This window comes from Azospirillum oryzae, from assembly GCF_900177515.1.
GTDB classification, from domain to species: domain Bacteria; phylum Pseudomonadota; class Alphaproteobacteria; order Azospirillales; family Azospirillaceae; genus Azospirillum; species Azospirillum oryzae_A.
On sequence record NZ_FXAK01000007.1, the window covers coordinates 2,209,281 to 2,229,780 of the forward strand.

The window sequence follows — 20,500 nt, forward strand, 5'->3', positions numbered from 1 at the left end:
TTCGATCACAACCTGTGCGATCACGGCGTGTGCGATCCGAATGCACCGCTCCGCGTTCTGCCTTTTCGAATCCCCGCGATGTCGAACATGGCGCGCCGCCTGGGCCGTTCGCTCCGCCATCTTGCGTTCCAGCTTCCCACCGCAGCCCTTTTCGCCACCACCGCCTTCGCCGGGCCGCCGCAGGTCGCGATCGCCTCGCCGCCGCCCCCGGTGACGGAGCAGGTCTTCAGCGTGGGGTTCGGCAAGATCGCCGAGGTCTATCTGGACCCGGTTTCCTTCGACCGGCTGGGAATGGACGGGCTGAAGGGCCTGAGCACCATCGATCCGTCGGTGACTGTGGAGCAGACCGGCAACACCGTACGCCTGTACGTGTCGGGCGCGCTGGCGGCGGAGTATGGTGCCGCGGCGGACCGCGATGCCGCCGGCTGGGCGGTTCTGACCACCCGTGTCATCGACCGCGCCCGCAGCCATTCGCCGATCCTGGCGAAGGCGACGCCGGAACGCCTGTATCAGGTCGTCTTCGACGGCGTCACCGCCGACCTCGACGGCTATTCCCGCTATACCGGCGTCCAGCGCGCCAGCAACGAGCGCGCCCAGCGCGAAGGCTATGGCGGCGTCGGCATTTCGCTGGACAGCGCCGCCAACGGCCGCGTCACCGTGAACGACGTCATGCCGCACAGCCCGGCCGAGCGCGCCGGCATCGTCGGCGGCGACCTGCTGCTGGCCATCGACGGCGACCTGACGACGCGGATGACCGCCGCGGACATGCGCGAGCGTCTGCGCGGCCCCACCGGCACCCTGCTCACCCTCACCGTCGCCCGCGACGGCGCCGCGCCGCGCCGGCTGCCCCTGCGCCGCGAGCGGGTGGTGCCGAACACCGTCACCTATTCGCTGTCCGGCGACGTCGGCATCGTCAAGCTCGACCGCTTCAACGCCACCACGGCCTCCAGCCTGCGCTCGGCGGTGACCTCCATCCGGCAGGCGGCCGGCCCGACGCTGCAGGGCATGGTTCTTGACCTGCGCGGCAATCCGGGCGGGCTGCTCGACCAGGCGGTCGCGGTCGCCGACCTGTTCATCCGCCGCGGCCGGATCATCTCCACCGAAGGGCGCAATCCCGAAAGCCGCCAGCGCTTCGATGCCAATCCCGACGATTTGCTCGACGGGTTGCCGCTGGTGGTTCTGGTCGACGGCCGGTCCGCCTCCTCGGCCGAGGTGGTGGCGTCCGCACTGCAGGACTCCGGCCGCGCGGTGGTGGTGGGGGCGTCCAGCTACGGCAAGGGCAGCGTCCAGACAGTCAACCGCCTTCCCAATGACGGCGAGCTGTTCCTGACCTGGAGCCGCATCTACACGCCGGCCGGCTACACCCTGCATCGCCAGGGCGTACAGCCCACCGTCTGCACCAGCCGGGCCGGCCAGGCCGATCCGGAGGCGCTGCTGTCCGACCTGCGCGAAGGGCGGCTGCGCCCGGCCCAGATCGCCAGCTGGCGGTCAAAGGCAGCCGACGACGAGCATGCGCTGAACGCCCTGCGCGAAGCCTGCCCGTGGAAGGAGCATGAGCCGGAACTGGACCTGAAGGTCGCCATGCGGCTGCTGGCGGAGCCGGCGCTGTACCAGCGGGCGGTCGCCTCCGCGGTGGTCAACACCGTGGCGGAACGCTGATCGGGCCAACGGGCGGCGTCGAAGCGGCTGGCGCTGTGGCAATTGCCGTCGGACGCCGATTTCACCGCCCATAACGCTTGACATTGCGGCGTCAGACGGTATTTTCCGCCGCTACGACGCCGCCCCGCCGGGCCGGCGGGGCACGGATTTTTTGTCGGGATCGAGATCATGGCCAAGCAGAACACCGTCCTCATCAAGCTGGTGAGCACGGCAGACACCGGTTTCTTCTACGTCAAGAAGAAGAACCCGAAGAAGACCACCGAGAAGCTGTCGTTCCGCAAGTACGACCCGGTGGCGCGCAAGCACGTCGAGTTCAAGGAAGCCAAGATCAAGTAAGGCTTGTCCGACACTGAGCTGTGCTTCGAATGAACAAGGCCGCCTTTCTGGCGGCCTTTTCGTTTTTGGGCCAACGGCGCAAGCGCCACCCTGCATCCTCCACGCCTTGACTGATGCGGCGTCCTGTCGCAGCCGCTATTTGCGGTGACGGCCACACCACGGATGCATGCATTCCAAAAGAGGCGCTCCGGGTGGACACTCTCCGAAAGATTCGGTTTTCGGAGGGACCGCCCGTGCCCGACACACATCCCATCCAGAGCGCCGAGCCATCAGCCGCACCATCGGACGCTGAACGCCGGCAAACCCTCGCCACCCGCTTCCAGAAGGCGCGCGCCCGCACTGCGGAGTTGGTCGCCACCCTGTCGCCCGAAGACCTGATGGTGCAGACGGTGGCGGACGGCGCGCCAGCGAAATGGCACCTCGCCCACACCAGTTGGCTGTTTGAGGTCGCGGTGCTGATCCCCTTCAGCCCCGGCTACCGGCCGGCCGACCCGGCCTTCCTCGACCTGTTCGCTGCCCGCACCGATGGCGGCCCTGCGCCTCCCCGCGTGCTGTCGCGCCCGACGGCGGCCGAGATCATGCGCCACCGCGACCAGATCAACGGCGCGGTGCTGCATCTGATCGACGCGCTGGACGAGTCGCTGTGGGATGCCGCCGAATCGGCGCTGATGATGGCCATCGCCCATGAACGGCGCCACCAGGAGCGGATGCTGCTGCACATCAAGCATGCCCTGTGGTGCAACCCGCTGCGTCCCGCCTATGAACAGGCGCCGGACCACCCGCATCTCGGCGCCCCGCCGGACGGCTGGCTGGAGCAGCCCGGCGGGCTCGTCGAGATTGGCAGGCCGACGCCGCTGCCGGGATTCGACCACGAGGGACCGCGCCATCGCGTCTGGCTGGAGCCCTACCGGCTGGCCGCCCGCCCGGTCACCTGCGGGGAGTTCCTGGCCTTCATCGAGGCCGGCGGATACAGCGACCGTTCGCTGTGGCTGACCGATGGATGGGAGACCGCCAAGGCGGAAGGCTGGAGCGCCCCGCTCTATTGGGAGCGCGGCGGCTTCGGGTCCGGTGCCCGCTGGCAGGTCTTCACCCTTTACGGCATGCAGCCGCTCGACCCCGACGAGCCGGTCTGCCATGTCAGCTGGTACGAGGCCGACGCCTACGCCCGCTGGACCGGCAAGCGCCTGCCGCGGGAAGCGGAGTGGGAGGCGGTCGCCGCCGGCTGCGACAGCATGGGCAATCTGCTTGGCACCGGCCATCGCCACCCCCGCGCCGGGACCTGCCACGGCACCGGTCCCTGGCAGATGTGCGGGGACGTGTGGGAATGGACCGGCGACGCCTTCCTGACATATCCCGGCTACCGCAGTCCCCACGGGGCGGACAAGACCGTCCCGGACGAGGCGTTCAACGGGCGGCTTGCCAGCAACCGCATGGTCCTGCGCGGGGGCAGTTGCCTGACGCCCTTCGACCATGCCGGCCCCTGGACGCGACACTATCTGCGGCCGGAGACCCGGCTGTCGGTCAGTGGGTTCCGGCTGGCGGAGGATGCCTAGTGGTCCGTGCCGAACGGACAGTTACGTTCTACAAAGGATGCTGGCAGGCTGCGGGATATGGATATCTCGCCGTGGGCCGTTGACCTGAAGCTGGCTGCTGCCGTCCGGGATCGGTGGAGGGCCTCATCCGCAACGGCAACACGCCGTAGAAGCTGGTGCCGCGTGCCCGGATCGCTTTGCTGAGCGACGGCACGCGCCTGAACGGCGCCATTGCCCGGGAGGTCGGCGTCGCCTTGCCCACTGTCCATCGCGGGCAGCGCCCCGTTCAGGAGCAGGGCGTGGGCGGGCTGTTGCGTGACAAGACACGCCCGTCGCGCATCCCGGCCTTGGCGCCGGAGTTGGTCGAGCGCGTCGTGGAGATGACGCTTCACGAGCCGCCCGGCGAAGCCACGCACTGGAGCAGCCGCACGATGGCGGCCGCCAGCGGGGTGAGCGGCACCAGCGTGCGTCGGATCTGGCGCGCTCACGGCCCCAAGCCGCATCGGGTGCGCACCTTCAAGCTCTCGCGCGATCCCAAGTTCGTCGAGAAGGTCCAAGACGTGGTCGGGCTGTACATGGACCCGCCCCAGCATGCCTTGGTGCTGTCGGTCGATGGGAAGTCGCAGATCCAGGCGCTGGAGCGCACCCAGCCGGGCTTACCGCTGGCCAAGGGTCAGCCCGCCACGGCACGACGACGCTGTTCGCGGCGCTCAACGTGCTGGACGGTACGGTGCTGGGACGATGCGCGGCGCGGCACCGCCATCAGGAGTTCATCCGCTTTCTCAATGCCGTCGAGGCCGGGGTGCCGGTCGGCAAGGTGGTGCACGTCATTCTCGACAACTATGCCACCCACAAGCACCCGAAGGTCCTGGCCTGGCTGAAAAAGCACCCGCGCTGGGTCTTCCATTTCGCCCCCACTTCGGCCTCCTGGCTGAACGCGGCGGAGGGCTTCTTCGCCACGCTGACCCGCAAGCGCCTGCGCCGGGGCAGCTTTCGAGGCATCGTAGACCGCCGATCCCGACCGCATCATCGCCCGCATCAACAAGGCTAAACGGGCATCAGGCGCGATCTGAAGGTTTGGCCCCTGGGCAAGGCGGTGTTCGTTCGGCCGTTGTCGGGCTGGCATCGGGCATTTTGCCGCAGGACGCCAGAGTCCGGTCACCTTTACCGTCGAATGATTTTCGAAGTAGGTAAAAAATCCATCGCGAGGCGCAAATCACGCGTAAGCACCGGAGCGCTCGACACACATGATTTTCAATTTCCGGAACCTCCGGCCATGAAGGCTTGGATCTGCCTAAACTATGGCGGACCCGAGGTTCTCACGCTCGAAACTCGGCGGAAGCCCGTTCCCAAAGATAACGAGGTGCTCATCAGGATTTGCGCCACCACAGTCGCATCGGGTGACATGCGGGTGCGGACCCTGAAGATGCCACGAGGCTTCGGGCTCATTGCGCGCCTTGTCTTCGGCGTGACTCGCCCGCGGCAGCCCATTCTGGGCGCGGAACTGGCTGGCACAGTCGAAGCCGTTGGCCGGTTTGTCACCACCTGGAAGCCGGGCGACGCGGTCATCGGCTTTCCCGGTGCAGCGATGGGCTGCCATGCGGAATACCGGGTCATGGCGGCCGACAAGCCCATTGCACCCAAGCCAGCCAATCTCTCCTTCGAGGAGGCCGCGAGCCTGTGCTTCGGCGGGACGACGGCGCTGCACTTCCTGCGCAGGGCAGGTCTGAAGGCTGGCGAAAGCCTGCTGGTCATCGGCGCCTCGGGGGCCGTCGGCAGTGCCATGGTGCAGTTGGCGAGCCACATGGGCGCCAGGGTGACCGGCGTCACCAGCACCCGGAACATCGACCTTGTCCGGTCGCTCGGGGCCCAGGCGGTGATCGATTACACCCGCCAAGATTTCGCCGAGGCCGATGAGACCTACGACATCGTCGCAGACACGGTCGGCGCAAGCTCCTTCGCCAAGTGCCTTCCGGTGCTGAACGAACATGGCCGATATCTGGGGGTGTCGGCGGATTTGCCAGGCCTGTTCGCCCGCCCTGTGGGTACGAAAAGATCGATTGCCGGTCCCGCCTCGGAGCGGCCGGAGGATGTGCTGGAACTTGCCAGACTGGCAGAAGCCGGAGTGCTGAAACCGGTGATCGACAGGATCTATGGCTTCTCACAGATCGCTGACGCGCATGCCCACGTGGAGACCGGCCACAAGAGGGGCAGCGTGGTCGTGTCGATCACAAGCGGCAGTTGATGGACCGAACCAAACCGATCAAATCGTTTGTAGATGGACAGAGGCGCGACCTGCGGTCATCCCTCGCCAGCTACGTACGTAAAGGTTCGTTCGGCGCGGACCGCTAGGGAGAGGTTTGCGGGGAGACGTGTGCGCCCACGCCGGCGGTCAGTGCCCGCGCCTGCCCCTGGGTGACGATTCCGCGCTCCGTCAGGCGGGACAGCAGCGCAACGGCCAGTTCGGCCTGGAACAGCGCCTCGCCCTGGGGTCCCTCCCCCATGTAACCAGTGCGCGGATGGCGGGGCACGCCGAAAGCCTCGGCCAGCCGGTCGGGGGACGCGCCGGTCAAAGCTGGATCCAGCGCCGTAGCCAATGCCCCGAGATCCAGCGACGGCGGCAGCGCCGGATCGGCGATACCGGCCTGGGCGGCCGACTGCGCCAGGGCGGCGAGGCTCGCGTCGATGCCGATGCCGACGGCGATGCAGTTGTGCAGCGCATCCTGGATCGCCGGCCACACCGCGGCGAACGGGCGCTCGCCCGCCACCATGGCGGTGCCGATGCCGTGACGGGCGGTCGCCTCGGCCGGAACGGGGTCGATCGGGTCGATCAGCAGGGTGAGCGACACGGTGGGGAAGATGCGCGATCCCACCAGCCGCACGGTGCCGACCGCAATCACCGGGCCGCTGTCCGGCTCCGCCCCCGCGGTCGCCACCCAGAGCGCGACGAAGGGCAGGGCCGCCAGCGGCTCCTCATCACCGAGCGGGCCGGCGGCAGGGGCCGCCCGCAGGCTGAGCGTGCGCTTGCCGCTGAGCCCGGCGGCATGGGCCATGCCGCGGGCGGGGAAGGACAGGATCGCACCGGCGCTCAGGCCCAGATCGGCGATCCGCGCCGACAGCTCGCCCTCTTCGATCCGGCGCAGCACGGCGGTCACGGGAGCACCGCCGCCGCGCGCCCGCTCCATCGCACGGGCCAGGTCGTCGCGCAGCAGGGACTTGCCGATGTCGGCTCCCTCCTCCACCTCCAGCAGGCGTGCGGCGGCGGGGTTCAACTGCTCCACCCGTCCCAGCTCGTCGAGGACCAGCACGGGATCGCCGGTCAGCGCCAGCACCGCCCGCAGCGCCCGCTCCGCGCGTCCGCCCCCAAGCGGTCCACCCGCAAGAGGGCCGTCACCAAGCCCGCGCTCGCCGCCGCGGGCCAGGTTCACCGCTTCGGCAAGACGCGCCAGCTCGCCGCTCCGTCCGCCGGAAATCGGCTCCAGATCCACCCGGCTGCGGGTGCCGGACAGGCGGTCGGACAGTCGGTCTAGGTCGCGGAAATGGCGCGACAGGCGGGCGAAGACGAACCAGACCGCCAGCAGGCCCAGTCCGCAGATCGCCAGCCCGCGGGTGAAGGCGGTGCGGTCGTCGGCCGCCAGCTGCGTGATCTCCACGCCGAGAAAGACCAGTGCGGCAGCCGCCACCGCCAGTCCAAGCATCACCACGCGCCAAACGCCGCCCTTCATCGGGCCGTCTCCCCGTCATTGCATGCCGAGTCTAGCCGGCAGAACGGAAACGGAGAAGCCGCGCGCGTGTTCAGCGCGCCACGGCCGCCGCCCGCGCACCCTCCACCTGCGCCATCAGGTCGGCGAGTGCGCCACGCACCTCGCCCGACAGCCCGAACAGCAGCAGCGCCACCAGCGCAACCGCCAGCGCATGATCCACAAGCGGCCAGGCCGGTCGCCGCGCCCCTGAACGGTTGCGGAAGGGGATTTGGAAGAACGGCATCGCTGGCGGCTCCGGCATGGATCAAGGCATTGGGGCGCCAGCCTACCGGCGGAGAGGACGAACGAACCCTTAACGGCGCCCGATCCGAGGCCGATTGCCCCGCTTTTGTCTCAGCTCTATTTCGAATCGGAGGCGTTTTCAAAGTCAAGACTGCGCTCCGCGTCCGCCATGGAGGGATCTACCCTTTGCGGGCACCATCGCAAATTCGAGTTACCGCCTTTGCGTAAAATACATAGCAATTTGCGACGCGATTTTTGCTGTGCTTTTGCTGCATTTCCTGGTTTGCCTGCTTGTCGGATGATGCTAAGAGTAATGCATCCAATCGAAACACTCCTTTCTGCATAGCCAATTGCTTAGGAGGCCGGCAATGACTTTGGTCTATCGTCCCCTGCCCTATGGCGGGCACGAAGACCGGCGGACGGGCCGCCACCTGCTTCTGGTGGTCGCCCTGATCCTCGCCATTCCGACCGCTTTGGGCGCCGGCTGCACCGTCGACGCCTTGCGCAGCTATGCGGTGGAGGCGCGGCTGTCGCAGGCCGTCGATGCCGCTGCCTTGGCCGGCGGTCGCGTGATGTTCGATTCGCAGCGCGACGGCCACATCCGCAGCTTCTTCGACAAGGCCTTCCCCAACGGCTTCCTGGGATCGCACCTGTCGCCGCTGACGATCGCCGAAGATGCGGCGGCCGGCACACTGACGGTCAGCGCCCACGCCACCGTCAATGCCATTTTCCTGCGCCTGTTCGGCAAGAAGGAAGTGACGGTGGAGGCCCAATCCGTCGTCCGCCGCGGTCTGCACGCCCGCACCAAGCTGCAATAACTCCCCTTTCGCGTTCCAGCCAACTTCATAGCCGATTCGCGATGCTCGCATTCGCGGAATGCAGCCCGGCGCCTTCGCAACTGCGGTAGAAGGGACGCACAGCTCCCCTTCCACCGGAGTCCGCGATGCTCGGAACCCTGACGCTCCTGCTGCTCTGCCAATTGGCCGGCGAGTTGGCCGCCCGCCTGTTGCACCTGCCGGTCCCTGGCCCGGTGCTGGGCATGCTGCTGCTGTTCGCCGGCCTGCTGCTGCGCGGCGGCGTTCCGGCCGCGATCCAGGACACGGCCGGTGGGCTTCTGCGTCACCTGTCCCTGCTGTTCGTGCCGGCCGGCGTCGGGGTGATGGTGCATGTCACCCGTCTGGAGACGGAGGCGCTGCCGATCGTCGTCGCCCTGTTCGGCAGCACCCTGTTCGGCATCGCGGTGACCGCCAAGCTGATGGCCTTTCTGCTGAGCCGCAGCGAGCCGCGGTTGGAGGAAGAGCCGGCCGCGGGGAATTCGGCGAAGGGAGACCGGACATGAGCGCCGATCTCCACCAGATCTGGGTCTATCTGTCGGCCAACCCGCTGGCCGGGCTGACGCTGACCCTCGTCGCCTACCAGATCGGCGTGTGGGTGTTCGAGAAGCTGGGCCGGCGGCCGGTGCTGAACCCGGTGCTGATCGCCGTCATCCTGATCGCCGGCACGCTCGGCCTGTCGGGCATCGATTACCGCACCTATTTCGACGGCGCGCAGTTCGTCCATTTCCTGCTCGGCCCGGCCACGGTGGCGCTCGCCGTCCCGCTCTACAACCAGTTCCAGGAGGTGCGCCGTTCGGCCCTGGCGCTGGTGGTGGCGCTGCTGGTCGGGTCCGCGGCGTCGGCACTCAGCGCGGTCGCGCTGGTCTGGATCTGCGGCGGTACCAAGGTGACGATCCTGTCGATGGCGCCGAAATCCGTCACCTCTCCCATTGCCATGGGCGTGTCGGAGCAGATCGGCGGCCTGCCTTCGCTGACCGCGGTGTTCGTCATCATCACCGGCATCGTCGCCGCCAGCCTCGGCACCTGGGTGCTGAACCTCGTCCGGGTCAAGGACTGGCGAGCCCGCGGATTCGGCATGGGGGTGGCGGCGCACGGCATCGGCACCGCCCGTGCCCTGCAGGTCAACGAGGTGGCCGGCGCCTTCGCCGGGCTGGGCATGGGCCTGAACGGGCTGGCGACGGCGCTGCTGCTGCCGACGCTGTACCATTTGATCTGGGGCTGAGGCGGGCGAACGGGGCGGCAATGGTTGGTGCGTCCCGCAGTCCGATTTTCGCCAATCCGGGCTTGACAGCCATGCCGCACCTGCGCACAGTGCGCCCTATGAACACCATCGACCGCAAGAACGCCCTTCTTCGACTTCTCGGCCCGGCGCTTTAAGCGTCCGGGTTTGTCGCGTTCGCACACTATTTCCATCGGTCGAAGTGTCTGTTCCATGAGCGATGTTTGCAAAGGCGCCGGCATCGGCGTCGCCCGGCAGGGGCCGGGACTGCGACTTACCGACGGTCGCTGAGCCACTTCCGGCGGCTCCGCGGCCGTACCCCTCGCCGGTCCCTCCGCCTTTCAAATTCCGATCCGCCGCTCCCGGCCGCAAAGAAGACCTATAGGGCCGGAGCCGCCACTGGAGCCGAACGACGTCATGAGCACCGCCACCCAAACGAACGCTGGCATCCCGACCCTGCCGAAGTCCCCGTCCAAGTACGCCCCCTTCCCCCAGGTGAAGCTGACCGACCGCCAATGGCCGTCGCGCACCCTGGACAAGGCGCCGATGTGGTGCTCGGTCGATCTGCGCGACGGCAACCAGGCGCTGATCGAGCCGATGGGGCCGGACCGCAAGCGCGCGATGTTCGACCTGCTGCTGCGCATGGGCTTCAAGGAGATCGAGGTCGGCTTCCCCGCCGCCTCGCAGACCGATTTCGACTTCTGCCGCGAAATCATCGAGCAGGGCAAGATCCCCGACGGCGTCACCATCCAGGTGCTGACCCAGTCGCGTGAGGAACTGATCCGCCGCACCTTCGACGGCATCAAGGGCGCCAAGCGCGCCATCGTCCACCTGTACAACTCCACCTCGGAGCTGCAGCGCCGCGTGGTGTTCGGGCTGGACCGCCAGGGCATCGTCGACATCGCCGTCGCCGGCACCAAGCTGATCAAGCAGTTGGCCGCCGAGACGCCGGACACCGAGATCGTCCTGCAATACTCGCCGGAAAGCTTCACCGGCACGGAGCTGGATTTCGCGGTCGAGATTTGCGAAGCGGTGATGGAGACCTGGGGCGCTTCGCCCACCAACAAGGTCATCCTGAACCTGCCGGCCACGGTCGAGATGTCGATGCCCAACGTGCATGCCGACCAGATCGAGTGGTTCTGCCGCACCCTGAAGAACCGCGAATCGGCGATCATCTCGCTGCACCCGCACAACGACCGCGGCACCGGCGTCGCTGCGGCGGAGATGGGGCTGCTGGCCGGTGCCGACCGCGTCGAAGGCACTCTGTTCGGCAACGGCGAGCGCACCGGCAACGTCGACGTCGTCACGCTGGCGCTGAACATGTTCACCCAGGGCGTCGATCCGGAACTGAACATCGACGACATCAACGAGATCGTCCGCGTATCGGAATACTGCACGCAGCTGCCGGTCCATCCGCGCCATCCCTATGCCGGCGAGCTGGTGTTCACCGCCTTCTCGGGCTCGCACCAGGACGCCATCAACAAGGGCCTGAAGGCGTTGACCAAGTCCAACACCGGAAAGTGGGAGGTCCCGTACCTGCCCATCGACCCGCAGGATCTGGGCCGCAGCTATGAGGCGGTGATCCGCATCAACAGCCAGTCCGGCAAGGGCGGCATCGCCTATGTGCTGGAGAAGGACTACGGCCTGCAGATCCCGCGCCGCCTGCAGATCGAATTCTCCAAGGTCGTCCAGCGCGTCGCCGACGAGACCGGCAAGGAGCTGTCGCCCGCCGACATCCATGCCGCCTTCAAGGCCGAGTATCTGGACGCCGACACCCCGCTGGAACTGGTCGAGCATTCGACCGAGCCGCGCGGCCCGAACTCCGGCGCCCGCGCCATGAGCGTGGTGATGCGCCGCGACGGCGAGATCATCACCACCAAGGGCAAGGGCAACGGCCCGATCGACGCCTTCCTGGATGCCCTACGCCAGGGCTGCGGCACCGACCTGCACGTCGTCGACTACCGCGAGCACGCCATCGGCTCCGGCGAGGACGCCCAGGCCTGCGCCTATGTCGAGGTGAAGACCGGCGACAAGACGCTGTTCGGCGTGGGCATCGACGCCGACATCGTGACCGCCTCGCTGCGGGCGCTGGTGAGCGCAGCCAACCGGGCGGCGCGGTAACAGAAAAAAAGAAGTTGTAGCACGGATTTAAATAAATACGGCTCTCCGACTGGGAGAGCCGTGCTTTTCACAAATTCTTTCTTCTTTATTAAAGAGCATTCCTTGGGAGTGACATTTTCCCCTTCATTCCGTTTTCGATGACGCTGCACCTAAGTGAGGCCATTTGATGAAATTGCACTGCAGATTCAATAGAGTGATATGATACGAACAGAGGAAAAATTTCCCGAAAAATAAACCCCCAAGCAACTATAGATAGTATTGACAAGAAAACAGATAGGTTCTTCAGAAGACTGGCGCATCTCTCGGCTACTTCCGGATGGCGAACAAAGTAGTTCTTCCGCGACGGCCATACGTATATTGAAGACGCCATGATTGAAATTCCTAACATTCCTAAGCCGACAGGCAATGCAGGCCACATCAGCAAATTAATATATAAGCCAAGAGCATCAAGCATGTATCTCATATACAAAGAAGAAACGTAATATGACTCACAATCTTTATAGTAAAAAATTTGGGAGTTTGATATGATTAAGCTAAATATGAAGCCTATTGACACTAAATTTATCCAGAACGCTAACCTCGATATCTCGTCGAAAGTTCTTTTCACGGCATCAATACCCAAAAAATCTCTGAGCCTTGCGTTCATAACGCCAATCAATTTTGCACGGACTCTCCTTGTATAATGCCGTGACAATTCTAGAGTTTCTTTCTTATTGTTGATGAGCCTGAGGGTAGGCTTCGCAGTCATAGATCACCCAAAAATTAGAAAACCTAACTAACTCATACCTATATTGTCCAGGCCGCCACAAGAGAGCATCGCTGTCGCCCCAACCTTGCCCCCACGCCCCTCCCCGCCTATAAGTCCCCACGAAACGCGTCGAGCAACAGCGGACAGCGCTATGATCGTGGTCACCGGCGGGGCCGGCTTCATCGGGTCCAACCTTGTCGCGGCATTGGCCGCGCGCGGCATCACCGACGTGGCGGTCATCGACCGCTTCCGCGACGGCGAGAAGTGGCAGAACCTCGCCAAGCGCGAGGTCGCGGCGCTGGTGCCGCCGGAGCAGACGCTGGCCTTCCTCGACCAGCATGCGGCGGAGATCGACACCGTCTTCCATCTCGGCGCCGTCTCCGCCACCACCGAGCGGGACGTCGACAAGATCGTCGCCAACAATGTGGCGCTGACGCTGGACCTGTGGCGCTGGTGTTCGTGGCGCGGCTGCCGGCTGATCTACGCCTCCTCTGCCGCGACCTACGGCGACGGCTCCGCCGGATTCGACGACGACGGCTCCTGCGACGGGCTGGCGCGGCTGCGGCCGCTGAACGCCTATGGCTGGTCGAAGCATCTGGTCGACCGCCGCATCGCCCGCGCCGTTGCCGGCGGCGACCTCGTGCCGCCGCAGTGGGCCGGGCTGAAGTTCTTCAACGTCTACGGCCCCAACGAAGCCCACAAGGGCGATATGATGAGCGTGGTCGCCAAGCTGCATCCCCAGCTGACGGCCGGCAATCCGGCGCGCCTGTTCAAGTCGCACAAGGACGGCTTCGAGGACGGCGGCCAACTGCGCGACTTCATTTACGTCGACGATTGCGTGGCGGTCATGCTGTGGCTGTACGACCATCCCGAGGTCAGCGGCCTGTTCAACGTCGGCACCGGCAAGGCGCGCAGCTTCAAGGACCTCGCGCTGGCGACGTTCGCCGCCCTGGGGCTACCCCCCCGGACTGAGTACTTCGACATGCCTGAGCATCTGCGCGGCAAATACCAATATTTCACGCAGGCGACGACGGATCGCCTGCGCGCCGCCGGGTTCGACCAGCCCTTCACCGAACTGGAAGAGGGTGTCCGGCGCTATGTGCAGGATTTCCTGTCGCAGCCCGACCCGTACCGCTGACCGGAGTCCCCATGTTCGCCACCCTGCCAGTCGTCGCCTTTCCCACCATCGATCCGGTCGCCATCGCGGTCGGCCCGGTCGTCGTCCGCTGGTATGCGCTGGCCTATCTGGCCGGGTTCGTGCTGGGCTGGCGCTATTGCATGGGGCTGGCGCGGCTCGATCCCGATCTGCGGCCGAAGCCAGAGGAGTTCGACGACTTCCTGACCTGGGCGGTGATCGGCACCATCCTGGGCGGGCGGATCGGCTATGTGCTGTTCTACAACCTGCCCTATTACATGGAAAACCCGCTGGACGCGCTCCAGGTCTGGCATGGCGGCATGTCGTTCCATGGCGGCATGGTCGGCGTGCTGACGGCCATCGGGCTGTTCTGCTGGCGCCGCGGCATCTCGCCCTTCGTCTTCGGCGACATCATCGCCGCCTGCGCGCCCATCGGCCTGTTCTTCGGCCGCATCGCCAACTTCATCAATGGCGAGCTATATGGCCGGCCGGCCCCGGATTTCGCCTATGCCATGGTGTTCCCGCGCGATCCGCTGCAGGTGCCGCGCCATCCCAGCCAGCTCTATGAGGCGGCGCTTGAGGGCGTGGTGCTGTTCATCCTGCTGGCGATCGCCATCCGCATTCCGGCGGTGCGCCACCGGCCGGGCACGGTCGGCGGGCTGTTCCTGATCGGCTACGGCCTGTCGCGCATCATCGTGGAGTTCTTCCGCGAGCCCGACCCGCAGTTGGGCTTCCTGTTCGCCGGCGCGACGATGGGACAGCTGCTGTCGCTGCCGATGCTGGCGATCGGGCTGTGGCTGGTCGTCCGCGGCCGGCGCCACGCCATCCCGGCCTGACGCCATGGCCGGTTCCGACGTTATGTTGGAGGACGAGCGCGCCGCTCCGGACAGTCTGGCCCGCCTGCTGGCCCGCCGCATCGTCATGGACGGGCCGATCAGCGTCGGCGCCTTCATGGCGGAGGCGCTGGGCCATCCGCGCTTCGGCTACTACATGCGGCGCGATCCGTTCGGCAGCGGCGGCGACTTCACCACCGCGCCGGAAATCAGCCAGATGTTCGGCGAGCTGGTCGGGCTCTGGTGCGTCGACAGTTGGGCGCGGCTGGGCGGCCCCGGCCCCTTCCATCTGGTGGAGCTGGGTCCCGGCCGCGGCACGCTGATGGCCGACGTGCTGCGGGCGGCGGCGGTGCTGCCGCTGTTCCGCGACAACGCCGTCGTCCATCTGGTGGAGACCAGCCCGGCCTTGCGCGACCGCCAGCGCCAGACGCTGCAGCCGATCCTGGGCGACGCCGTCCAGTGGCATGACCGGCTGGAGGATGTGCCGGACGGCCCGACCATCCTGATCGCGAACGAGTTCTTCGATGCCCTGCCGATCCGTCAGGTGCAGAAGACCAACCATGGCTGGTTCGAACGGCTGGTCGACATCGACCCCGACAGTCGGCAGGACGACCCGTGCTTCCGCTTCGTGCTGGAAGCCTTCGGCAGCTCCGGCAGCCGGCTGGTGCCCGATGCCCTGCGCAATGCGCCCGACGGCAGCGTGGTCGAGGTTTCCCCCGCATCGCAGGCGGTGGCGCGGCTGATCGGCACCCGGCTGGCCGCGGCCCCCGGTGCCGCGCTAGTGATCGACTATGGCTATGCCCAGGGTCCGGCGGTCGGCGACACGCTGCAGGCGATGCGCCGCCATGCCTATGCCCCCGTGCTGGAGGCGCCGGGCGAAGCCGACCTGACCGCCCACGTCGATTTTGCCGCCATCGCCGCGGCGGCGCGCGACGGCGGCGCACAGTCCTTCGGCCCGGTGGAGCAGGGGGAATGGCTGACCCGCCTCGGCATCCGCCAGCGGGCATCGGCCCTGTCGGCCAAGGCCAGCCCGACCCAGGCGCAGGACATCCGCGGCGCGCTGGACCGCTTGATCGATCCGGCGCAAATGGGCAGGCTGTTCAAGCTGGTCGCGCTCGCCACGCCCGGAGCCTTCGCCGACGCCAACCCGCCGGCCGGCTTCTGACCCGGCGGGCGCAGACCCCGGTTGGAGACATCGCACCATAACCGCCACCAAGACAATCCGGGCGGACCGTGCATAGCGGCCCCCTGCCCTGCCGGGCATGCGGAAGGCCACAGAACAGGGAAGGACGGCGTTCGTGATCACACTCGGCGCGCTGAACGACATCACCCATATCCGCCACGCCTTTTTCACCCGCACCGGCGGGGTGTCCACCGGGCTCTACGCCTCACTGAACTGCGGGCTGGGGTCCAACGACTCCGCCGCAGCCGTGCATGAGAACCGCGCCCGCGCCGCGGCGCGGATGGAGGTGGAGCCCGGCAACCTCATCACCTGCCATCAGGTCCACAGCCCGACCTGCGTGGTGGTGGAGGAACCCTGGACGCCGGAGACGGCGCCGAAGGCCGACGCCATGGCGACCCGGCAATCGGGAATCGCGCTGGGCATCCTGACCGCCGACTGCGCGCCCGTGCTGTTCGCCGACAGCAAGGCGCGGGTGATCGGCGCCGCCCATGCCGGCTGGAAGGGCGCCAAGGCCGGCGTCATCGAGGCGACCGTCGCACGCATGGTGGAACTGGGCGCCAAACCGAACCGGATCGTCGCCTGCATCGGCCCCTGCATCGCCCAGCGCTCCTACGAGGTCGGTCCGGAGTTTCCCGCCCCGTTCGAGGAGGAGGACCCGCGCAACCGCGATTACTTCGCCCCGGCCCGCAAGCCCGGCCATTTCCTGTTCGATCTGGCCGCCTACGTCACGCGCCGGCTGGGCGATTCCGGCGTCACGGTGATCCAGCGCTGCCCCAACGACACGGTGGCGGAGGAGGACCGCTTCTTCAGCTATCGCCGGTCCTGCCTTCGGGGCGAATCGGATTACGGCCGCGGCCTTTCGGCCATCGTCCTGCAGACCTGAACCGGCCCGAACGGGCAACCGCCGGGTCCATCGTCATGCCGCCCGCGCAGGGCGGCATTCCCCAATGGGGAAAGACCCGACCGTCATGGAACGTTTACATGGGCCCGACCCTTTGTTATGGTCCGCCCCGTTTTCAAGGGGCGACGGCGCGCAAGCGGCGAACGTGCCTTGAGCCGTTTCCCTGCAAAGAGAGCCGACCCCGATGAAGGTGCTTGCCGGCAACAGCAACCGTCCGCTGGCCGAGGCGATCTCCACCTGTCTCGGCGTGCCGCTGACGAAAGCGAGCGTGCGCCGTTTCTCCGACATGGAGGTGTTCGTCGAGATCCTGGAGAACGTGCGCGGCGAGGACGTGTTCGTCGTCCAGTCGACCTCGGCTCCGGCCAACGACAACCTGATGGAACTGCTGGTGACGATCGACGCCCTTCGGCGCGGATCGGCCCGGCGCATCACGGCGGTCATCCCCTACTACGGCTACGCCCGGCAGGATCGCAAGACCGGCCCGCGCACGCCGATCTCGGCCAAGCTGGTCGCCAACCTGATCACCCAGGCCGGCGCCAACCGCGTTCTGACGATGGACCTGCATGCGGGTCAGATCCAGGGCTTCTTCGACATCCCCACCGACAACCTGATGGCCGCCCCGGTCTTCGAGAAGGACATCCGCCAGTCCTTCGAGAACATCGGCGAGGTCACCATCGTGTCGCCGGACGTCGGCGGCGTGGTGCGCGCCCGCGCGCTGGCCAAGCGCCTGGATGCCGATCTGGCCATCATCGACAAGCGGCGCGAGCGCGCCGGCGTGTCGGAGGTGATGAACATCATCGGCGACGCAAACGGCCGCCGCTGCATCCTGATCGACGACATCGTCGACTCGGGCGGCACGCTGTGCAACGCCGCGGTCGCGCTGATGGAAGCCGGCGCCAAGTCGGTTCACGCCTTCTGCACCCACGGCGTTCTGTCCGGCGGTGCGGTTGCCCGCGTCGCCGTCTCGCCGCTGGAGCAGCTGGTCACCACCGACAGCATCCAGGCGACCGAAGCGGTGCGCGTGTCGCGCAACATCCGCCAACTGACCATCGCCCCCCTGCTCGCCGAAGCAATCATGCGCATCAGTGAGGAACGGTCGGTGTCGAGCCTGTTCTCGTAACAGCGGCAGCGTTACAGGAAAGGCCCTTTCCCATCGGGAGGGGGCCTTTTTTGTTGCGCGCAATCCGCCTTCACCCCTCCCCCAACCCATGGAAATCGTTCGCCGTCACCTGCCCGCCGGTGGCGGCGGCGATGCGGGCCATTACGGCGGGACGGGGGACGCGGCGGCCGTGACGGTAGCGGTTGACCGTGGCCTGGCTCGTCCCGATCAGGGCGGCGAAGGCCTCTTCCTTGGTTGCGGTCCGGGTGAGCCAGTCGTCGAGCGTCATACCGCAATGGTTTAGACCAAGCCGGCTTCTGCGCGCAACTGGATTTATGCCGCAGTTATGGACTTTCCAAAGCCGTTTTGGTATGAACGGCCCATGACCACAATGCGCGAACTGCGGCAGGCCGCCGGACTGAGCCAGGAGAAGCTGGCCGAACTGGCGGGCACCTCCCAGCCCCAGATCAACAAGCTGGAGACCGGCCAGCGCAAGATGACCGTCGACTGGGCGGTCAAGCTCGCCCGCCCGCTGGGTGTGGAGCCGGCGCTCCTGCTTGGCCTCGATATGCCGGCGGCTCCCCCGGCGGCACCCCGCCCCACCCGCCCGGCGCTTGCGCCGCTGCTCCGCACGGCACCGGTTCCGCAGGCGCAGGCCGCCGCCTCGATGCCGGTGCGGGCGGCGGCGCGCGGTGGGGTTGACCAGGAAATGTTCCTGGAGGACGGCCCCATCGACTGGATCGCCCGGCCCGATTACCTGAAGAACGCCCGCGATCCATACGCCATGTATGTGGTCGGCGAGTCGATGATGCCGCGCTTCCGCCCGGCCCAGCTTCTGCACGTCAATCCGCACAAGCCGCCGGCGCCGGGAGCCGGCGTCGTGGTGGTCAAGCGCAACAAGGCGGTGCTGGTGAAGGAGTTCGTGCGCCGCAGCCCCGATGCGGTGGTCCTGCGCGAATACCGCCCGGCCGACCGCGAGTTCGCCGTGGCGCTGGAAGATCTCGACACCCTGCACACGGTGGTCGGTCTGCAGGAGCCCTGACGTCCATACCGCTTCGGTATCGACTTTTCGTCGCCAGGTAAATCCATTTTGGATTATTCCTTGGTCGTCGGATCGCCGGACAGTCCGGCGCGCCGCAACCGATCAAGGAGACTTGGCCATGCCCCAGCCCTATCCCCGCTTCCATCCCGGCCCGTCGGCCGGTCGGCTCGACAGCTTCAGCGAGCGCGGCGCCCGCGAACTGGCCCGCCGCATCCGCACCGCCTGGGCCGACATCGGCTGGGACGTGGAGGTTCGGGTGGAACGCATCGCCAGCGAGGAGTTGGGCGACGGCCGCAGCATCGCCCATTTCATCGTCCGCAGCGACCTGATCAACGGCATGCCGCAGCGCCGTCTGGAAGGAGCGGCGACACGGACGCTGCCGCGCGCCGCCTGACAAGGGATCACTTCAGCCGCTCGTCCAGCTCGACCTGATAGCCGACGGCGAGGCGGTTGGTCTCGTTCGCCATCCCCACCACCGCCATCAGCTCGCCGAACTGCGCGTCGGTCATGCCCAGCCGGCGCGCCGCCGCCTCGTGCGAGCGGATGCAGTACTGGCAGTTGTTGGTGATGCTGACCGCGACGAAGATCATCTCCTTCACCAGCGGGTCCAGCGCGCCGGGGGCCATCACCTCCTTCAGGCTGTCCCAGGTCCGCGCCAGGGTCGGCGGGTGGTGGGCGATCATCTTCCAGAAATTGTTGACGTCGGGAACGTCGCGCGTCGCCTTGATGTCGTCGTAGACGGCGCGGACCTCCGGCGCGGCATCGGCCTGTTCGATGAGGGGGAGCGGCATGGCGGCGGGACCTCCTGCTTGGGTTCTGATCCTGCGATAAGGCCGGACATCGTGTCGCAAGGCAACCGCCGGTCTATGCCTTTCCCCGATCCATCGGCCACATTGACCAATGCTTGCCCCCCTGGTAGTAGAGACTTGCAACAGATCGCGCAAACGTTCGGACGCTGATCCGGCCGCAAGCGGCGGCACCGCAAGACTTCCATAAGACACGAAATCCATTCGTGCAGCGTTCCCATGCGGCCCGGTCCCGGCACTCTCGCCCGATCCGGCCCGACTGCCGGGAGGAACAGCGTGCAGAGCACGGTTCTGGAAACCCTGTCACCGCCCCACCAGGACGGGGTCCCCGTCACGGACGGCACCGGGACCGGCGGCCTGGATCCGGCCGCCGTCGCCGAGGGACTGCGCCTTCTCGCCCATCTGCATGCCGAAGAGCCGACCCCCGCCCTGCTGGAGGCGCTGCGCAATGCCCCGGTCGCCCGCGGCCCCCTGGCTCTCGACCGCGACGACGCCCTGCAGGCCGCCGCCCTGGTCGACGAGGTGGTGAGCGATCTGCCGACGCGGATCACCCGCCGCAGCCTCGCCCCGCTGGCTGCCGATTTCGCCACCATCCACCGGACCAGCGAACTGCGCGCCTGCCCGACCGAAGGCCCTTGGCTGGACGAGGAGTTGCGGGCCGATGCCGCCGCCTCCCTGGCCCGCTGGCGGATCGGCCTGGAGGCGGCGTTGCGGCAGCCGCCGCTCGACCGGCTGCCGGACGACCATATCGCCGCGGAACTGGTGCTGCTGGCGGAGTTGCTCGGCCGCGACCGCATGATCGATGCCGTCCGCTTTCTCGACCGTCATCCGCTGCGCTGGGTTCCCGATTTCTGCAGCCGGGTCGCCACCCGCTGCCGGGAGCCTTTCTTCGCCGGCATCGCCATCCTGACCAACGCGCTGCTCGACGATCTGCGCGACCGGCTCGGCGAAGCCTGCGGACTGCCGCGGCCGGCCGAGGACGGATGCGATGTCCGCCGCCGCCGCCGCTGGACCGAGGGCCGCTTCCCCCGCGCCTGCACCTGCGACCCCTGACGCCTCCGGCG

General features: G+C 67.1%; 20 protein-coding genes and 1 pseudogene. 17 read left to right on the top strand and 4 right to left on the bottom strand.

Translation table 11 applies throughout. The features are described from left to right. Positions 1-87 precede the first annotated feature (87 nt). From B9N97_RS22890 to B9N97_RS22910, 5 genes and pseudogenes are all read left to right on the top strand, one after another. Positions 88-1,659, top strand: coding sequence for a S41 family peptidase (locus B9N97_RS22890; RefSeq protein WP_244560848.1), 1,572 nt, complete (start codon positions 88-90; stop codon positions 1,657-1,659). A gap of 168 nt (positions 1,660-1,827) precedes the next feature. Next, on the top strand, positions 1,828-1,995 hold the full coding sequence (gene rpmG / locus B9N97_RS22895) for a 50S ribosomal protein L33 (RefSeq protein WP_012974790.1): 168 nt from the start codon (positions 1,828-1,830) through the stop codon (positions 1,993-1,995). Positions 1,996-2,228: 233 nt separating this feature from the next. Then, positions 2,229-3,548: an ergothioneine biosynthesis protein EgtB gene (gene egtB, locus B9N97_RS22900; RefSeq protein ID WP_244560849.1), complete on the top strand. Its 1,320-nt coding sequence runs from the start codon at positions 2,229-2,231 to the stop codon at positions 3,546-3,548. A 149-nt stretch (positions 3,549-3,697) separates the two neighbouring features. Further along, positions 3,698-4,536 (top strand): annotated as a pseudogene (locus B9N97_RS22905) (IS630 family transposase); the annotation flags it as partial. A gap of 267 nt (positions 4,537-4,803) precedes the next feature. Next, complete coding sequence (locus B9N97_RS22910; RefSeq protein ID WP_085090005.1) at positions 4,804-5,772, top strand: NAD(P)-dependent alcohol dehydrogenase; 969 nt, start codon at positions 4,804-4,806, stop codon at positions 5,770-5,772. A 103-nt stretch (positions 5,773-5,875) separates the two neighbouring features. Here the strand turns inward: B9N97_RS22910 and B9N97_RS22915 are convergent, their stop codons facing one another. Beyond that, positions 5,876-7,252 (bottom strand): PAS domain-containing protein, encoded by a 1,377-nt coding sequence (locus B9N97_RS22915; protein ID WP_085090006.1) that lies wholly within the window; start codon positions 7,250-7,252, stop codon positions 5,876-5,878. A gap of 70 nt (positions 7,253-7,322) precedes the next feature. Then, a complete protein-coding gene (locus tag B9N97_RS22920) occupies positions 7,323-7,514 on the bottom strand; it encodes a hypothetical protein (RefSeq protein ID WP_085090007.1) in 192 nt (63 codons plus the stop codon). 367 nt (positions 7,515-7,881) lie between these two features. Here B9N97_RS22920 and B9N97_RS22925 point away from each other — a divergent pair, with 367 nt between their 5' ends. The 9 genes from B9N97_RS22925 to B9N97_RS22965 all read left to right on the top strand — a co-directional run bounded on the left by B9N97_RS22925 (position 7,882) and on the right by B9N97_RS22965 (position 17,609). After that, the gene (locus B9N97_RS22925) at positions 7,882-8,331 is read left to right on the top strand and encodes a pilus assembly protein TadG-related protein (RefSeq protein WP_085090008.1); all 450 of its coding nucleotides are present in this window, start codon (positions 7,882-7,884) and stop codon (positions 8,329-8,331) included. A gap of 125 nt (positions 8,332-8,456) precedes the next feature. After that, a complete protein-coding gene (locus B9N97_RS22930; protein ID WP_085090009.1) occupies positions 8,457-8,852 on the top strand; it encodes a CidA/LrgA family protein in 396 nt (131 codons plus the stop codon). Continuing rightward, entirely contained in the window at positions 8,849-9,571 is a 723-nt protein-coding gene (locus B9N97_RS22935; protein WP_085090010.1) for an LrgB family protein, read from the top strand. The genes B9N97_RS22930 and B9N97_RS22935 overlap by 4 nt, the downstream gene beginning before the upstream one ends. Positions 9,572-9,985: 414 nt before the next feature. Beyond that, the gene (leuA, locus tag B9N97_RS22940) at positions 9,986-11,689 is read left to right on the top strand and encodes a 2-isopropylmalate synthase (protein WP_085090011.1); all 1,704 of its coding nucleotides are present in this window, start codon (positions 9,986-9,988) and stop codon (positions 11,687-11,689) included. An 899-nt stretch (positions 11,690-12,588) separates the two neighbouring features. Further along, on the top strand, positions 12,589-13,575 hold the full coding sequence (gene rfaD / locus B9N97_RS22945; RefSeq protein ID WP_085090012.1) for an ADP-glyceromanno-heptose 6-epimerase: 987 nt from the start codon (positions 12,589-12,591) through the stop codon (positions 13,573-13,575). 11 nt (positions 13,576-13,586) lie between these two features. After that, positions 13,587-14,408 (top strand): prolipoprotein diacylglyceryl transferase, encoded by an 822-nt coding sequence (gene lgt / locus B9N97_RS22950; protein WP_085090013.1) that lies wholly within the window; start codon positions 13,587-13,589, stop codon positions 14,406-14,408. Positions 14,409-14,412: 4 nt separating this feature from the next. Then, on the top strand, positions 14,413-15,570 hold the full coding sequence (locus tag B9N97_RS22955) for a class I SAM-dependent methyltransferase (protein ID WP_244560850.1): 1,158 nt from the start codon (positions 14,413-14,415) through the stop codon (positions 15,568-15,570). A 133-nt stretch (positions 15,571-15,703) separates the two neighbouring features. After that, positions 15,704-16,471, top strand: a complete 768-nt coding sequence (gene pgeF, locus B9N97_RS22960; protein ID WP_085090014.1) for a peptidoglycan editing factor PgeF — start codon at positions 15,704-15,706, stop codon at positions 16,469-16,471. 202 nt (positions 16,472-16,673) lie between these two features. Next, positions 16,674-17,609 carry a ribose-phosphate pyrophosphokinase gene (locus B9N97_RS22965; RefSeq protein WP_085090015.1) on the top strand — a complete coding sequence of 312 codons (936 nt, stop codon included), beginning with the start codon at positions 16,674-16,676 and terminating at the stop codon, positions 17,607-17,609. A 70-nt stretch (positions 17,610-17,679) separates the two neighbouring features. Here the strand turns inward: B9N97_RS22965 and B9N97_RS22970 are convergent, their stop codons facing one another. Further along, positions 17,680-17,877, bottom strand: coding sequence for a helix-turn-helix domain-containing protein (locus B9N97_RS22970; protein ID WP_085090016.1), 198 nt, complete (start codon positions 17,875-17,877; stop codon positions 17,680-17,682). A 93-nt stretch (positions 17,878-17,970) separates the two neighbouring features. On the opposite strand from B9N97_RS22970, the gene B9N97_RS22975 reads away from it, so the two are divergent. Both B9N97_RS22975 and B9N97_RS22980 read left to right on the top strand, forming a co-directional pair. After that, complete coding sequence (locus B9N97_RS22975) at positions 17,971-18,630, top strand: XRE family transcriptional regulator (RefSeq protein ID WP_085090017.1); 660 nt, start codon at positions 17,971-17,973, stop codon at positions 18,628-18,630. Between the two features lie 118 nt (positions 18,631-18,748). Beyond that, positions 18,749-19,024 carry a hypothetical protein gene (locus tag B9N97_RS22980; protein ID WP_085090018.1) on the top strand — a complete coding sequence of 92 codons (276 nt, stop codon included), beginning with the start codon at positions 18,749-18,751 and terminating at the stop codon, positions 19,022-19,024. Positions 19,025-19,031: 7 nt separating this feature from the next. Here the strand turns inward: B9N97_RS22980 and B9N97_RS22985 are convergent, their stop codons facing one another. Beyond that, positions 19,032-19,421, bottom strand: a complete 390-nt coding sequence (locus B9N97_RS22985) for a carboxymuconolactone decarboxylase family protein (RefSeq protein WP_085090019.1) — start codon at positions 19,419-19,421, stop codon at positions 19,032-19,034. Between the two features lie 291 nt (positions 19,422-19,712). Here B9N97_RS22985 and B9N97_RS22990 point away from each other — a divergent pair, with 291 nt between their 5' ends. Further along, a complete protein-coding gene (locus B9N97_RS22990) occupies positions 19,713-20,489 on the top strand; it encodes a TorD/DmsD family molecular chaperone (protein WP_085090020.1) in 777 nt (258 codons plus the stop codon). Positions 20,490-20,500: the final 11 nt, after the last annotated feature.